The 15,829-nt window shown below is 41.5% G+C and carries 15 protein-coding genes; 8 read left to right on the top strand and 7 right to left on the bottom strand.

Features of this window, described 5'->3' with window-relative positions; translation table 11 throughout:
• Positions 1–3 precede the first annotated feature (3 nt).
• The 4 genes from LBC_RS00715 (at position 4) to LBC_RS00700 (ending at position 6,523) form a co-directional block, all read left to right on the top strand.
• Entirely contained in the window at positions 4–963 is a 960-nt protein-coding gene (locus tag LBC_RS00715) for a TRC40/GET3/ArsA family transport-energizing ATPase (RefSeq protein WP_221254224.1), read from the top strand.
• Positions 964–1,290: 327 nt separating this feature from the next.
• Positions 1,291–5,676 carry a hypothetical protein gene (locus LBC_RS00710; protein WP_221254223.1) on the top strand — a complete coding sequence of 1,462 codons (4,386 nt, stop codon included), beginning with the start codon at positions 1,291–1,293 and terminating at the stop codon, positions 5,674–5,676.
• Entirely contained in the window at positions 5,673–6,107 is a 435-nt protein-coding gene (locus LBC_RS00705) for a Sua5 YciO YrdC YwlC family protein (protein WP_221254222.1), read from the top strand. The genes LBC_RS00710 and LBC_RS00705 overlap by 4 nt, the downstream gene beginning before the upstream one ends.
• Positions 6,104–6,523 (top strand): hypothetical protein, encoded by a 420-nt coding sequence (locus LBC_RS00700; RefSeq protein ID WP_221254221.1) that lies wholly within the window; start codon positions 6,104–6,106, stop codon positions 6,521–6,523. Before LBC_RS00705 ends, LBC_RS00700 begins: the two co-directional genes overlap by 4 nt.
• A gap of 988 nt (positions 6,524–7,511) precedes the next feature.
• On the opposite strand, the gene LBC_RS00695 is transcribed toward LBC_RS00700, so the two are convergent.
• The 6 genes from LBC_RS00695 to rpsU all read right to left on the bottom strand — a co-directional run bounded on the left by LBC_RS00695 (position 7,512) and on the right by rpsU (position 11,736).
• Positions 7,512–8,009 carry a YajQ family cyclic di-GMP-binding protein gene (locus LBC_RS00695; RefSeq protein WP_221254220.1) on the bottom strand — a complete coding sequence of 166 codons (498 nt, stop codon included), beginning with the start codon at positions 8,007–8,009 and terminating at the stop codon, positions 7,512–7,514.
• Positions 8,010–8,011: 2 nt separating this feature from the next.
• Positions 8,012–8,944, bottom strand: a complete 933-nt coding sequence (locus LBC_RS00690) for a D-2-hydroxyacid dehydrogenase (protein ID WP_221254219.1) — start codon at positions 8,942–8,944, stop codon at positions 8,012–8,014.
• Entirely contained in the window at positions 8,941–10,125 is a 1,185-nt protein-coding gene (locus LBC_RS00685; protein WP_221254218.1) for a glutathionylspermidine synthase family protein, read from the bottom strand. Before LBC_RS00685 ends, LBC_RS00690 begins: the two co-directional genes overlap by 4 nt.
• Before the next feature lie 9 nt (positions 10,126–10,134).
• Positions 10,135–10,749: a UPF0323 family lipoprotein gene (locus tag LBC_RS00680; RefSeq protein ID WP_221254217.1), complete on the bottom strand. Its 615-nt coding sequence runs from the start codon at positions 10,747–10,749 to the stop codon at positions 10,135–10,137.
• Entirely contained in the window at positions 10,746–11,402 is a 657-nt protein-coding gene (locus LBC_RS00675) for a helix-turn-helix domain-containing protein (protein WP_221254216.1), read from the bottom strand. Before LBC_RS00675 ends, LBC_RS00680 begins: the two co-directional genes overlap by 4 nt.
• Before the next feature lie 121 nt (positions 11,403–11,523).
• Positions 11,524–11,736: a 30S ribosomal protein S21 gene (gene rpsU / locus LBC_RS00670; RefSeq protein WP_221254911.1), complete on the bottom strand. Its 213-nt coding sequence runs from the start codon at positions 11,734–11,736 to the stop codon at positions 11,524–11,526.
• A 133-nt stretch (positions 11,737–11,869) separates the two neighbouring features.
• On the opposite strand from rpsU, the gene ccoG reads away from it, so the two are divergent.
• The 3 genes from ccoG to LBC_RS00655 are packed head-to-tail and all read left to right on the top strand — an operon-like array spanning position 11,870 to position 13,808.
• Entirely contained in the window at positions 11,870–13,186 is a 1,317-nt protein-coding gene (ccoG, locus tag LBC_RS00665; protein WP_221254215.1) for a cytochrome c oxidase accessory protein CcoG, read from the top strand.
• Positions 13,183–13,518: a TetR/AcrR family transcriptional regulator gene (locus LBC_RS00660; protein ID WP_221254214.1), complete on the top strand. Its 336-nt coding sequence runs from the start codon at positions 13,183–13,185 to the stop codon at positions 13,516–13,518. The genes ccoG and LBC_RS00660 overlap by 4 nt, the downstream gene beginning before the upstream one ends.
• Complete coding sequence (locus tag LBC_RS00655; protein ID WP_221254910.1) at positions 13,464–13,808, top strand: TetR/AcrR family transcriptional regulator C-terminal domain-containing protein; 345 nt, start codon at positions 13,464–13,466, stop codon at positions 13,806–13,808. The genes LBC_RS00660 and LBC_RS00655 overlap by 55 nt, the downstream gene beginning before the upstream one ends.
• A gap of 408 nt (positions 13,809–14,216) precedes the next feature.
• Here the strand turns inward: LBC_RS00655 and LBC_RS00650 are convergent, their stop codons facing one another.
• Complete coding sequence (locus LBC_RS00650) at positions 14,217–14,411, bottom strand: hypothetical protein (RefSeq protein ID WP_221254213.1); 195 nt, start codon at positions 14,409–14,411, stop codon at positions 14,217–14,219.
• Positions 14,412–14,713: 302 nt separating this feature from the next.
• Here LBC_RS00650 and LBC_RS00645 point away from each other — a divergent pair, with 302 nt between their 5' ends.
• Positions 14,714–15,823: an efflux RND transporter periplasmic adaptor subunit gene (locus LBC_RS00645; protein ID WP_221254212.1), complete on the top strand. Its 1,110-nt coding sequence runs from the start codon at positions 14,714–14,716 to the stop codon at positions 15,821–15,823.
• The last annotated feature ends 6 nt before the right edge of the window (positions 15,824–15,829 follow it).

The following is a 15,829-nucleotide window of genomic DNA, read 5'->3' as shown; positions in this document are numbered from 1 at the left end:
TAAATGATACCAAAGATAGTATTTGTAGGTGGCAAAGGTGGAGTGGGCAAAAGCACCACAAGTAGCGCACTTGCTGTAGCACTAGCAAAAGATAAAAAGGTGCTTTTAATCTCAACAGACCCAGCCCATAATTTAGGCGATATTTTTGAGACTAAATTTAAAAATACCCCAACACAGATTACGCCAAATTTAAGCGTCACAGAAATTGACGCCAAAGCCGAGGCAAAATCATACGTAGATAAAGTCGCAGCCAGCATGAGGGGCTTTGTGGGGGCAAATAGCTACGGACAGATTGATGATTATTTTGCCAAAGTCGCAGATAGCGCTAGCACCCTTGAGGCGGCGCTTTTTGAGCGACTTAGCACAATACTAACCAAAGAAGCCAGCGAATACGAACACGTCATCATAGACACTGCACCTACAGGACATACCTTGCGGCTATTTTTTATGCCAAAGGAGCTAAAAGAATGGAGTAAAACCCTCCTAAGCATGCAAGAACGCGGCGGTATGGCTGAGAGTGTGCTAGGGCATTTAGAAGGCGGCAAAGATAACCGCTTTAGCGATCCTGATGGCTTTATCAGGGGGAGGCTAGTGGAGGTGCTTGATGAGAGATATGCTAGGTATAGTGCGTTTTCAAATTTAGTAAAAGATCCCACTCGCTGCGCCATAGTGTTAGTGCTAAACGCCTCAAAACTAGCAGTCGCCGAGACTGAACGTGCCATAAAAAGCCTGCATGATAAGGGGCTTAGCCCATATGCTGTAGTGCTAAATAAAATCTTGCCAGCTAGCTCAAGTGATGAGTTTTTACGCGCTAGGATAGCTCAAGAAAGCGAGTATGTAGCTATGAGCGATGATAAATTTAGCCGCTACCATTATGCTAAAATGCCACTTTTTCAAAAGGATGTAACAGATATGGTACAGCTTGAGGCTTTTGGCAAAGAGCTGCTTGGCAAGCTGATTTAGCCGTTTTGCCAACCTTTATTTGACTTTGCGTTAAATCAAGCTCGCCTTTTTGCCTTACACTTAATTGGTTTTTAAATTTACTCAATAACATACCCATCAGTATGTCATATATTAAATTTAAAACTATCTTGTCTCATAGACGACCAGCTGGGCAAGGTTAATAAAAATACTTCACATTCTCTACTCTTATGCTGCAGAATAAATTTTGCGTACGGGATCAAATAAAATTAATAAATCTGACAAATTTAAAGCCTTATTGTAAAAAAGCATTTAATTAGGTATAATTATAGGTTAAATAAATTTATGGGTATTTAAAAGGCTTATTTAATGGCACAAAAAGGTAAGGTTACCTTTCTTAACGGAACCGCTATATCAAAAGATTCAAACGGCAGGGATAGGCTACTAAAAGTTGGAGACGTGGTCTTTTCTGGCGATACCATTACCATGGGTGGCATAGATGGCACAAAGGCTATCATACTCATGGAAAATGGCAGAGAATACGTCCTAATAGCAGGCGATGTGGTACGTTTGCGAGGCGAATCTCCAGTAAACGAGAACTTTGATGCGGCAGCTGTACTAAAAGCTTTACTAGAACAAGACGCCCACAGAACAGAAAAAATGAGCGATGAATACCATAATGACAAAACAAGATTCTCTCAATCAGGTAAAAAAACTGACATCTCAACAAATGTAACAGACATACACACAAATGCAGGCGGAGAATCTAGCGGCAGAATGTATAGCGATGACAGGGCTATCATAAAAACGGGACATTTCACACAACTTACACGCTCTGTAAACGACGTAAATAAAAATATCATTGAGGTTTTTAACTACCAAGCAGGCGAAAAAAACAATATAAAAACAAGCTCTATAGCAAGCACTAGCCCAGCAATCAAGCAATCAAGCCAAGCCCCGATCCAAGAGACAAAAGAGCCTACTCCACCGCCAACGCCGCAACCCATGCCAAATCCTGAACCAAAGCCAACACCTATGCCTGAACCAGAGCCCATACCTGAACCGACCCCTATCCCAGAGCCAGAGCCAACACCACCTACGCCAATCACTCCACCGCCAGCCATTGCCGAGTTTAAGGCGACGTCAATTAGCTTTAAGTCAACATATCCTAACCTTGAGCGTTTTGATCTAGGAGTAAGTAAAAATAAGGCTGTGCGTCTAGAAATAAGCACCTCAGGAGATAGCAATCAATCCATAGTCGTATACGTAAAAGATGCGCAAAATGTAGTAAAAAAAGTAGCCAACCTAACCCAAAACGGCTCAAATTCTCAAGAAATCGCCCTATCAAATACCGATCTAAGTCTAGGAGATAATAAAATCGTAGCATTTACAAGCTCAGGTAATGAGACTACAGATATGACAAATGCTGGGCTGATTTTTGCAAATAATAGCGCCGCTGCTACAAACGCAAAAGCCACAAGCGTGCGTGAATTAATGATAGTTGACACTCCACCGCAGGCTAGCTACGACACCACGCTATCAAAATCTGAACTATCTATAAATTTACCAAGTCTAAGCGCAAATAAAGCCCTAGACAAAATCACAATAAATTTAAAAGCCCCAAGCGATACAGCTAATACAAGCCATGAAATAATACTAACCCCAAATAGCGCACGCACCGCATGGAGCGTAGATAGCATAAGCATACTAGACACCGCTACAAGCGCAAAAACACCAGCAAGACTACCCTATGCGCTAAGCACAGATAGGCTCTCTTTACCATATGACGCACTAGCAAAAAGTAACATAAGCACGAGTGTTAGCGATCTATTTTTAACCTCATCAGCTAGCAGTAACTTTGACTTAGTAAGCCAAGCAATAGGCGCTACTATGCAGTTTTACTCCGATGAAAAAGTCGAGGATGGCATCGTAAAACAAAACATATCAAGCCAAAATAACTCAATCCAAGAGGTACTAATAAACGGCGACAAAACCACCGATAGCACCCTAAAACTAAAGCTAAATATAACTGGCAGCATAGGAGGAGATGAGATTATCGTGTATGAAAAATCAAACCCCACCGCCGCACCTACCATAGCTGGCAAAGCCAGCCTAGCCCAAGGCATCACAACCTACGACCTAAGCCTAAACCTACCCGCACAAAATGATACGTATAAATTTATCGCAATAGCCCACGATAGCGCAAAAGCTGCTCCTAGCGTAGATTTTATAAATAGCGCATTTAGCGGAACAAACGGCGCAATCACGGTTTCAAGCCAAGCTAAGGGCATCACTGTATTGCCAGTACCAAATGAGCCAGAGCTAATACTAGATAGCACAAATCAAAAAATCAGCATATCGCTAAGTGATGAGCCTTTTGTAAATGTGCTAAGCGTATCATACAAAGACACAAACGGCGCAAATCAAACAGCAAAAGCCGTAAAAGCAAACGGCGTGTGGAGCCTAGAAACGCCAGCAGATGGCTTTAGCATAAGTGGCTCTACACTGGAAATAAACACCATAAAAATAACTATAAAAGCCCCGGTACTAGCATACAACCTAAACGACCTAGGTGTAAAAAGTAACCCAAATATCGCCATAGTATCTGCAAATAACATCAATAAATTTATAGACACAGGTAACACTCAAAACCTAGATACTGAATTAAGCAATAATGGCAACTACATAAGCCAAGACACCACGCCAACACTAAGAGTACAATCAAGCTTCGGCAACATGGTAGCCATCTATAGCAAAGACGAAGTCTCAGGCGAGATAAAGCTAGTAAATGTAGATATAGTAACTGGCACTTTCTCTCCAATAAATTCAAACCTCAAAGACATACCTTTAAGCGGGCTTGAAAAAGGGCATAATTATAAATTTATCGTGCTTAACGTACCTGTAGACACGTCAAAGACTACGCCTGATAATTTTAAAAGCGATGCTAGCTTTGCGCCACTTAGAGATAAACTTTTGGCAAAAGCGAGCGAATATATACAAACTGGCAGCCCAGACGTACAAAGCCTGCACGTGCAGCTAAAACAGCTTGTCGCAGTAGACGAAAGAGTGAGCAAATTTAACTCCACTAGCGGAGAGGTGGAATTTAAATCCACGCTAGACGAAAATGATGTAAAAGTCTACGTAAAAGAAGCAGATGGTAGCCTAGAGCCAGTATCACAAGGACTGCTTTTTACAGGCGGAGTAGGTATATTTAACATAACAAATAACGACCCTATAAAACAATCAACCACAATAATAAACCAAGGCGACAAAATAGGCGCAAAAGACTATGGACTAAAGGGCTATGTCTACGGGCTAAGCGACGCAAACGGCTCGCTATTTACAAACATAAACGGCGGCAAAACCCAGATAGAAAGCTCGCTAGGCAGCGAAACGAATAAATTCTCAATCGCCGCAAACTCATCAAATTTATACCTAAAAACAGGCGAAGAACTAAGCCTTGATTATTTTAGCGATAATGGCGCTAGCAAGATAGCCTCCATGAACGACACGCCTAGCACCGCACAGCTAAAGGCGCAAGGAGGCATGTTTGAGTTTATTGGTGCAGATTTTAGCTCACTTAGCGACAAAACACCAGATGTCATAGCCATGCAGCAAAAAGGCTCGGTAAACACGCACCTAAGCAGCGGCGTAAGCGCGCCTGATTATGTATACTTGCACTACGCAAAAAGTGGCAAGAGCGTAAATATCCTAAAAATAAATGACGACACGCGACTGGAAGTGATTTCGATTGACGGTATGGCGGAGGCACGAGCGAGCGACAATGTAAATCAGAACATAAGCAGCATAACAATAAGCGATGATGGTAATGGAGTGGTTAAATTTCACGTAGCAAATCTGCTAAGTGATGATGCCACGACAAAATTTGAGCTAACGCGTGCGATAAGCAAAGATGCGCTTGCAGATATAAGCGATGAAGTGCTTGATCTAAGCGTGGGCTTTGGCGACGCAAACGGTGAAATAGTATCGCTTGGCGATAATGCTGGTGGCGTGGATATGAGAGCGATTTTTAGCACGGACTTTGAGACAAAAGGCGGCGTAAACTTCGAAGTAAGCGACCCTGCCAAATACGCAAGCGATAATAAACTAAACTCCATAGTCTACTATGACGGACCTGAAAATGACGGATTATTAAGCTCAGATAGTGGCAAAGTGGGCGGGCTTTATACAATAAATACGTCAAATTTTAACTTATCGCAAGCATCAGTAATCACAGGCAGAGAAAACCAGCAAGATAATATCACAGGCTCAGCTGGAAATGATTTTATCGACGGCATGGGCAGTATAGATAGTTCAAATTTTAACATGATAAATGCTATCGGAGGGGATGACATCATAGTGTATCATGATGGCGACGTGATACTAGGTGGGGATGGCACTGATACAGTAATCATATTTCCAGACAGCTACTCAAATGTGAGTGGCTTAAGCGGCATAGAAAAAATAAGCCTAGGGGATTACACAGAAGCTGGAATAAACAACGGCGGAAATTATAGCATAAGCCTTGGAGATATATTTAATATTCAAGATGCAAATAAAACAACACTAACAATAGACGGCGACGAAAAAGACACCCTAACAATTCAAAACGATAGCTTTGATATGAGAGTCGTGGACGCAAACGACACAAACGCATCAAATGCGCAGGGCTACACCCACTATAAGGTAAGTAGTGGAAGCTCACACATGTATCTTGACATAGACGAGAACATCATTCTGACTCAAGCAATATGACAAAGCCAAAACTCTACCTAGCACAGACCGACACCACAGCTGGGCTACTCTCACAGGATTTGGCTCGGCTAAATCTAGCAAAGGCTCGCCCAGCCAGCAAGCCTTGCTTGATAACTCTGCCAGATTTTGCTAGATTGCGCGAGATAGCAAAGGCTCCAGTTGCGCACAGACGCAGGATAAGGGCTAGCAAAAAAACTACCTACCTCTACCCAAACGGTACTGCCGCACGCGTGGTAAATAATGGCGCACACCAAAAGTTTTTATCACGCCTTGGCTGGGCGTTTTCTAGCTCAGCCAACCGCCACGGCGATAAATTTGACGAAAGCTTTGCTAAAAGCGTGGCCGACGAGGTGGTAAGCGAGCGGCTTTTTGAGGGAGAGGCATCTAGTATGTTTAGGCTTTCTCGTACGAGGCTTAGGAGGCTTAGATGAGGCTTTTAGCGGCATTTTGCCTAGGGTATTTGATGCTTTGTGTGGCGAGTTTTGTCTTTTTTGTCGGACTTTGGGACGGATATTTTATAAAGCATGGCGTTGATGAATATTTTAACCTCATCTACATAGCCTCTCAGCCGTGGCTTGCATGGGCGGCGCTGGCTTTGCCGCTTGGCTGGGGGCTACTTTACGCTAGATTTGCTAACTTTATTAGAGCGATTTTTGTGATTTTACTAATCTCTTGCGCTAGCACATGGTACACCCCTGTGGCGCTAAGGGCTGGATTTGCGCTATTTTCATCGCCAAAAAAGCTCACCCTTAAGGACAAAATAGAGCAAGCCACTCTGCTTTACAGCGTTAAAGGGCGCAGCTACTATCTGCTACAAAACGGCAAAACTGTGATGATAAAGCAGTGATTTAGCGCATTAATCCTAAATTCGCAGCATCTTTATTTGATTAAATTTATCACTCATATTTTATTTTAGCTTTTTTAAAATGCATCCCTTAAGGCATAAATTTATGTTTGATTTTGTTAAAAACTCTAGCTTTTACGTTTAAATTTAGCTCTTTTAAACAATATTATTACTCTACAAATTTTAAAAGCAAGCCAGTACCACGTATGTAAGTGGCTGATCTATCACTTGCGATATAAACTGCGTACAAGCGGTCATCGTCCTAGGCTTGTGTGCCGACACTACCAAAATTTTTGCGCTAAATCTCACAAAGTGCTAAAAATCGCACCAACATTATAAAATGCCAAAATCACTGATAAAAATTAGTGATGTTAAGTTTGTGATGTGGTTTAAAATTTGTAATTAAAAATAGCACAATCGATTAAAGAAATCTTAAATTTATACTCTCGCAGCGCAATAAAACCGAGTAAAATCATAAAAAGCTTGCTTTTAAGATGGGGCGAGTGACTTATTCTACAAAGCAAGAGGCGCTATTTCTCAGCTCGCTTTGCAAAGCGTTAGCTTCTTTAGCAAAACGAGAAGTTTCTTTAAAACAAGGCGTAGCCGCAGTTTCTAGGCGAATGCAGTGAGCGGAAATATGCTCGTTAACTCGCTTACGGCACGCCCTACAGCAGTCATCATTCTAAGTCCTGCGGACTTGCCACTGCTCACCAGATTTTTGCGCTAAGCCACCGTGAAATGCTAAAAATCGTGTCGACCTTGTGTACAAGGGCGTTAATACCAAAAGTCACTGACACGAATCAGGGGGGGGTGCTGTGCTTACTTTAGTGCCACTAAGGAGCAATACTTTATTAAAACAGAGCCAAATTTAAAGCAATCTAGCAGGAGAGGGCGACATAAAGCCATATAAAATCGCACGAGGTCAGTAAATTTATCATGCCAAAAATAAAAGCACCCCCTTACGAAAACGTAAAAGAGGCGCAATGAAAGATTATTTTAAATTCTTAAAGCTAAGCGGAAGCTCTAGATTTAGCGCCTTTACCTCGCGTATAACGGCTTGTAGCTCGTCTATACTTTTGCTTACCACGCGCACCTCCTCGCCCCTTATACTAGCCGTTACTTTTAGCTTTTTATCCTTTATCATCTTTGTGATTTTTTTAGAATTTTCGCCATCAAGCGTATCATTTAGGCTCATCACCGCTCGTACTGCTCCACCGCTTGCACTCTCGCGCTTGGCTTCTTTTATGGCTACTGGCGGTATGTCTCGCTTTATGAGCTTTGAGCTAACGATGTCAATTAATGCATCGATTTTATTATCGCTTGAGCTTGTTAGGGTGATATTTTTACCCTTTTCATCTAGCTCTATCTCAGCCTTTAGCCCTTTAAAATCAAAGCGGTTTACCACCTCTTTTTTAGCGGCTTCTAGCGCATTTTTAACCTCCATCATATCCACACTAGCAGATATGTCAAAGCTATGCTCACTCGCCATTACTACGCTCCTTGCAGGAATTGTTTAATATTATCAGCTATCTTTGCCACAAGCCGCACCCTAGCCTCCTTGCCAGCCCAAGCGATGTGAGGGGTAAGCAAAAGCCGCTCTTTATGCTTTAAGCTTAAAAGCGGATTATCCGCCTTTGGCGGCTCGCTCTCTAGCACATCAATAGCCGCTCTTAGCCCACGCTCATCAATCGCCTGCGCAAGTGCCACTTCGTCCACTATGCCGCCCCTGCCAAAATTTACAAGCACTGCGCCATTTTTCATTAAGCTTAGCTCTCGCTCGCCGATTAGCCCCTTTGTGCGCTCATTTAGCGGTGCGTGAATGCTTACTATATCACAGATTCTTAAAAGCTCATCTAACTCAAGGCGCTCATACTCGCTATTTGAATTTGCGCCGCTTGTGGAGTAATAGCAAACTTGCGCACCAAATGCACTAGCCACTTTTGCCACGCTCCTGCCTATCTCGCCTAGCCCTATAATGCCAAAACGCATCATCGCAAGCTCATCTATGCTCCTATCTAAGTGTGTAAATATCCCACTCCTCGCCCAGCTGCCGTCTTTGCAATAATCATCATAATAAGCCGTCTGGTTAATAAGAGCTAAAATCGAGGCAAAAGTCTGCTGTACGACACTAGGGGTGCTGTATCCTGCGACGTTTTTTACTGGTATGCCTTTAGTTTTTGCGTATTCGGTGTCGACGTTATTTGTGCCAGTTGCGGCAACGCAAATTAGTTTTAGGTTTGTTGCGTCTATTACTTCGCGTGTGATTAGGACTTTGTTTGTGATGACTATATCGGCGTCTTTTAGGCGCTCTATGGTCTGTTCTGGCTTTGTGCTTTGGTAGCTTTTAAATTCCCCAAACGAGCTAAAAACGCCCAAATCAACGTCATCGCCTAAGGTAATGGCGTCTAAACATACTATATTCATAACTCCTCCTTTATATAGTGTCCTACGAATTTACTCGTGTTATTTAGTATCTTGCCTCCGCGTCTGTAGCCAAGCCCACACGCCTCATAAGCAAAAAATACCCCAGCCTGATAGCTTCTGCCCTCACTATCAGCACAAAGCTCACAATACTCCTGATACACACTAGCACCATCGCCGTAGCTTCCGCTGGTTTGCTCTATCACGTTGCCATTTTCGCCTATGATACTCACATTCTCACCCTCTCTACCAAAAAGCGGCTTTTTTACCTGCTTTTTGCCCTCAAGCGGCGCGTCACTAGCCTCGAGTAAAAGTGGGTGATCTGGGTAAAGCTGCCATAGAATTTTAAGTATGCCCTTGCTTTGAAAAAGCAGAGTGTAGGCTGGATTTAGGATTATTGCTTTTTGATTTTTGACGATATTTGTTAGGATTAGTGCCAGCTCGCTCTCCTCTACCGCGATACTCTCCCACGGCACAAGCTTAAAGAAAAACTCATAATTTTCGCCATTATAAAACACCCCCTTCTCATCATCAAAGCTAATCTCATCAATATAGGCAAACTCTGTCTTAAAACCAGCCTTAGAGGCGAGAAATTTAAGCATCTGCACCGTTTGTTCATCTTCGATACTACCCCTAACACAGCTAAACAGTATCCCCCAGCCACTATACGAGCTCTCAAATTCGCTCACGTCTTCGCTTAAGGTTACAAGGCGTTTAAAATTATCCAGCAACGCGCCAAACATATCGTTAAATTGCAAGTCCTCATCAAGCCCATTTTGCTCTAAAAGCTTGCTTTGCAAAAATGCCGTCTCAAACAAACAAGTAGGCGTATCGGCGTTAAATTCAATCAGCTTTATAGGCGCACCGTCAAGCCCACCCGCTAGATCAAATCGCCCATAAAGGTGCCAGTGTACGTCATTTTCCCAGCTTGCTTTGATAAGCTCTACTAGATTAAATGGAATTCCAAGCTCGTGAAAAAGCTCATTGTCTATCACATACTGCGCTGCGGCTACATACATGTCATATAGCTCGTTTGCTGCGTTATAATAATTCTCCGCCTGCGCTTGCGAAATCTCTACAACCTCATCAGCTATATACTCGCTGCCGTCATTATCCGTGTGCCAGTAAAAGCCCACGCTTTCAAGGTAATCTTTGCTTATGGGAGTTAGCTTTTTTAGCTTCATTGCGCCCTCCTATGAGCCAAAGCTCGAGCTTGATTTAGCAGATGATGAGCCACTTGAGCTGGAGCCGAAAAACCCACTCTTGCCACTGCTTGTCTTTGCTGAGCCTGCGCCTGATTTTGCCGCACTAAAGCTATTTACACTGCGAGTGTAGGCTGATGGGCTTTTATATGCGCTTTGGCGAGTAGCATTGTAGGCTGGGGAGTTAAAGAGCTTTGAGCCTATCCAGCTACCCAGTATCGCTCCAGCCGCGCTTGCTAGGATAGTCTCCCCTAGGCTCATGCCCCCGCTACTCATCGCAGCATTTTGATTTGTAAGCCCTGAAGTGCCGTTTTGTATCTTTTCATTTTCAGCTTTTAATATCTCATCAATCTCAGCCTGACTTAACATTCTCTCGCTACCATCAAGCCCCTTTAGCACCACTCTAGTCTCGCTACTAGGATACTCCTCAAGCACTTTATATTTATTTGGTGCGATCTCTTCGAGTATGACAAAGGCACCTTGCTTTACATTTTCATTTAGACTGCTTTTATCATCGCTACTAAAGCACCCAGCCAAAGCCCCAGCACTAATAGCCCCAAACACACCAAGTCCGACATAAGTCGCTATTTTTTTAATCGCTTTCATATCTCTCCTATTAGTTTGCTTAAATTTTTATCTTTTCTTATTAGTATTAATCCATCTTTATAGACAACGTGCTTTGAGTAGCCCACCTGCTTTAGCAGCCTTTTTCTTGCCTTTTTAGCCTGCTTTTTATCTAGGCTTAGACCCTGTAAAAACTCATCTAGGCTTAGCCATTTATCACTATATTTTGCCTCGATAGGCTCTACATCAATGGTATCAGTTAGCAGGGGTTTTGCACTGAGTGCGCTTAGAAATTGAAGTAATCTCTCGTCGCTTTTTTTGTGTATGGCGCTTATTTCACTTTTGCTTTGATTTAGAATTTGTTCTTTTTCTTGATAGAGGCGCTCCTTGTCAGCTTCAAGGGAGGCTTTTTGGGCTTTTAGCTCGTCTATTTGTGCTTTTAAGTATTCGATAAATTCGCCATTTACCGCACCAAACTCGCTAGCTTCATCGCTATTTAATTCATCATTTAAATTTATTTCGTTACCTGATTTTAGAGCAAGCGCTAGCTCCTCATCGCCTAGTACGACCATTTTAAGCCCGCCTTTTTGCACGCTTTTTAGGCTACCTCGGCGGATACGATTATAAACCGCTTCCTTGCTTATGCCAAGTAGCTTTGCAGCTTGCGCTACGCTGACTTTTTTGTGTGCTGCCATACTCACTCCATAAACGAAATAAGCTAAATTATATCAAATAAGGATAAAATGGCAATTAAATTTAATAAATGGGATTTAAACGAAAATGAGTAAAGACCGACGTTTAAGTCGGTCATATGGCTTAGAGTCTTGACTCGTAGCGGCGTAGCATATAAAGACGCTTAAGCATCTTTTTGCGAGCTGAGATCTTTTGCTTTTTACGGATCTCAGTCTTTGGCTCGAAAAAGCGGCGAGCTCTAACCTCAGTTACGATTAGATTTCTATCAACCTGCTTTTTAAAACGGCGGTACGCTTCGTCAAAAGACTCGTTTGGATGTACCTTGATACCTGGCACTCTCCTCACCACCTTTCTTTGTTAAAATAGGCACGTATTTTAGCAAAAAAACATCAATTTTGCAAATTTAATTACTTGTGTTATAATCCCCAAAAAATGAAAAATTTATTACTATAATAGAAGGTATCCAAAAATGGTAGCCCAAATACTCGCCTACGCCAAAAAGCGCCATATCGCCTATCTTTTTCTGACTATAATCGTGTTTGCTCTGCCATTTATAAGCATAAACGGCACTCATTTATTTTTGCTGAGTTTTGAGCATAAGCACCTAGAGCTTGGGTTTGTTAAGTTTGACATGCAAGAGCTTTATCTGATGCCTTTTTTATTTATTTTGCTATTTTTATTTATATTTTTTATTACCACTTTGGCTGGGCGTGTGTGGTGTGGCTGGGCGTGTCCGCAGACTATTTTTAGATATATTTACAGAGATTTAATCCAGACAAAGATTTTTGGAATTTATAAAAGCAGCACAAACCGCCAAAAGCAGGCAAAAAAGTCGCTTTTTATAAAATTTATGGCAGTGGTTTTATTTGCGCCTGTGGCATTTTTAGCAGCCTGTAATTTTATGTGGTATTTTGTGCCACCATTTGAGTTTTTCGAGCATTTAAATCAGGGGCTTGAGTATCCTTTAACGCTTGGCATTACAGCTGGATTAACAGCATGGCTTATCTTTGATATTACGGTTTTACAGGAAAAATTCTGCATCTATTCCTGTCCATACGCTAGAGTGCAGTCAGTGATGTTTGATAATGACACCATGCAAGTAATTTATAACACAAACCGTGGCGGAGCAGTATACGAAGATGGAGTTAAGCTATTTAAAAAGCCACGAGAGGGCGAGTGCACTGGCTGTGAGGCGTGCGTAAGAATTTGTCCTACACACATAGATATAAGAAAGGGAATGCAGCTTGAGTGCATAAACTGCCTAGAGTGTGCTGACGCATGCAGTAAGACTATGGCGGCATTTAATCAGCCATCTCTCATATCATGGAGCAGCGCAAATAGCATAAAATCGCACCAAAGAGTCAAATTTATGCGCTTTCGCACGGTGGCATATCTAATCGTGCTGGTCATTGCATTTTGCGCTCTTTTAGCTATGAGCGAGAAAAAGGAAAATATGCTTTTAAACATAAACCGCACAAGCGAGCTTTATAACGTTACAGACGACGGCAAAGTACAAAACTCGTACCTATTTTTATTTCAAAACACAGACGATGTGGCGCATAGCTACTATTTTGAGATAGAAAATAAAAACCTAAGCATAATAAAGCCAAAAGAGCCATTTAAAATAAATGCAAACCAAAAGCTCCGAATAATCGTGACAATCCAAAGCGACAAAGCCGCTAGCAAAGAGGAGCAAGTGCTAGTAAACGCCTACGCCACAGATGACAAAGAGCGAATACACGTTAAACGAAAGAGCATATTTATCTACCCAAAGGAAAACAGATGAGCGCATACATAAAAGCCCCAAAACGCCGTGAAATAATAATGAAAACCGCACTTGAGCTATTTATGCAAAATGGCTATGAGCGCACAAATATGACTGATATTGTAGCTATTAGCGGCGGGTCTTTATCTAGTATTTATAAATTTTTTGATAGCAAAGAGGGGCTTTTTGCAGCGATTATTGAGGACAGGATCTCTAAATTTTATGATGAGATGGGCGAGCAACTAAACCTACCAGAATCAGTCGGTCTTGAGGAGTTTTTAACGCGCTTTGGCGATGCATACTTGGAACTTTTGGACGTGCGGAGACAACTGCGCTTTGCAGGCTTGTCATAAGCGAAGGCTACAAAAATAATAAATTTGGGCGCATATTTTCACAAAAACTAATGACAAAGGTCGAACAAAGGCTTGTGGATTTTCTAAGCAAAGGCAACATTAAAATTCTTTTTGGGGATAAGGACATAGAGATGCTTGCCTTTAATTTTTGCTTGCTTGTGCGCGAGCCTGTGCATATTCGCTGCCTTTTAATCCCAGATAGCGCTCCACAAACTAAAAAAGAATGCGAGGAGATAGTCCGCTCAGCCGTGGATATATTTTTACGTGGCGCTCTAAATAACGCCAAATAAAGGCTTAATCCAAAGCCTTTTTAACGTTTAGATTAAATTAAGCCATTATAAACTATAAATGCTCTTTTAAAGGCTTGTGTTGCTTTAATTACAAAACAAGCCTAATACCATAAATTCATACCAGTAGCTAAAGTAGCACTATTGTTAATGTTTTAAAGCAAAGCAAAAAATCTAAAAATGCCACAGACACACTACTATGACTTAAAATACTTACTGCTTATGTAAGCTGTATCGCAAAAGCAATAGATGAGGCACTCATGCTAGGTATAGCATTGCTTTTTAAATTTTAAAGCAATACCGTTGCTTAAAGTAGCTAGTAAAAATTAAGTCTTAACTTTTACGCTATAAACTGCTAATATGTTCATATTCACAAAACAAAGTCATAAATTTAATCAAAGCCAACAAATATCAGCTAGTCGGCAGGGCTTCACGCAAAAGCTCCTTTGCCTTTTTTAATGCCTCTTCCTCAGCGCCTATGCCCTCACGCAGGATAAATCCAGCCTCTATAATCGCATACAGCTCTGGCTTTGTGCTTTTCCATCGCTGCAATGTGCGAGATGTAATCCGTAAAATTCTAGCTTTGTCTTGTTGAGTGTATTTCATAGCAGTAGGGTATATTAAAAAATGTTAAAAGCAAATTCGGATATTATTTCGTAAATTTATGATAAATTCAGAAATTATATCGTATCATTTACTTGATACATAAATTTAATCCCTTAATGAGAGTTTGGGCTTAAAAAACAGCCTATTTTATAGCATTTTAAGGAGTTAAATTATGGCATTTTTGAAAGCCAAAACTAGACAAAATCTAAAAATTTTTATAATTTAGAAACTATTATCAAATTTGTGTTAAAATCAGAGCTTTAAAACTTTGTAATTACTACTACAAACTTAAGGAAATCTCTATGAAATGGTATCTTACTATGCCTGTTTTAGCGGCATTAGTTTTTAGTGGCTGCGATATTTTAAGCAGCAAAGAAGAATCTAAACAAGCCGCCACACCGCAAGCTTATCCAGCTATGCCAGTTGACGTCATCACTGTAAGCGCACAGGACTTGCCGCTTAGCTTTACATACCCTGCTCGACTAGAAAGCCCACAAAATGTAAACCTCCTACCAAAAGTAAGTGGCACTATAATCTCACAAAATTTCAAAGCAGGACAAAAAGTGAAAAAAGGCGAAGTGCTTTTTAAGCTAGACCCTGATATGTACGCCGCACAAGCACAAAGCGCAAGAGCAGCCGCAAAAAGTGCAGAAGCTGAATATAACCGTATAAGCGCACTTTTTAAAAAAGGTGCAAGTAGCCAAAAAGAGATGGATAATGCAAAGGCTAGCAAAGATAGCACAGAAGCAGCTTTAAAAATAGCTGAATTAAATTTAAACTACACCTCAATAATCGCTCCATTTAGCGGTACCATAAGCGATAAGCTAGCCGATGTAGGAAGCTTTGCTATAGCAAATCAAACACCACTAGCGCGCCTTACTAAAACGGACGAGATAGATGCGGTTTATTATATCTCTGACGTAGACGCACTGGCTGCGGGTCAAAAGCTACAAAGCAAAGAGTGGAGCAAAGAAAATCAAAAAGCAACCCTAAATATAGCCGGCAAAAGCTACGAGGGCGAGGTTAAATTTATAGATAGCGTAATAGACGCAAACACTGGCTCTATCTTAGCAAAAGCGAGCTTTAAAAACGTAGACTCAAGCTTATTTGTAGGCGCTGTAGGAGATGTAACAGTGTCTGGTTTTATACAAAAAAATGGCTTTAAAATCCCTCAAATAGCTGTCCTTCAAGATGCCACAAGCGCCTACGTGCTACTAGCAAAAGACGGCAAGGCATACAAACAAAACATAAACGTAGTTTACCAAACGCCTGAATACGTAGTGATAAACGATGGCTTAAAAGATGGCGACATGATAATAATAGACAACTTCCGTAAAATAAGACCTGGCGCACCAGTAGCTATAAGCTCACAAGCTAAATCAAACACCGCCCATCAAAGTAAAAGCGAATAAGGATAG

Source organism: Campylobacter sp. 19-13652, from assembly GCF_019702925.1.
Lineage (GTDB): Bacteria > Campylobacterota > Campylobacteria > Campylobacterales > Campylobacteraceae > Campylobacter_A.
The sequence above is the reverse complement of the archived record's forward strand: the minus strand, read 5'-3'. Positions and strand labels throughout refer to the sequence as shown.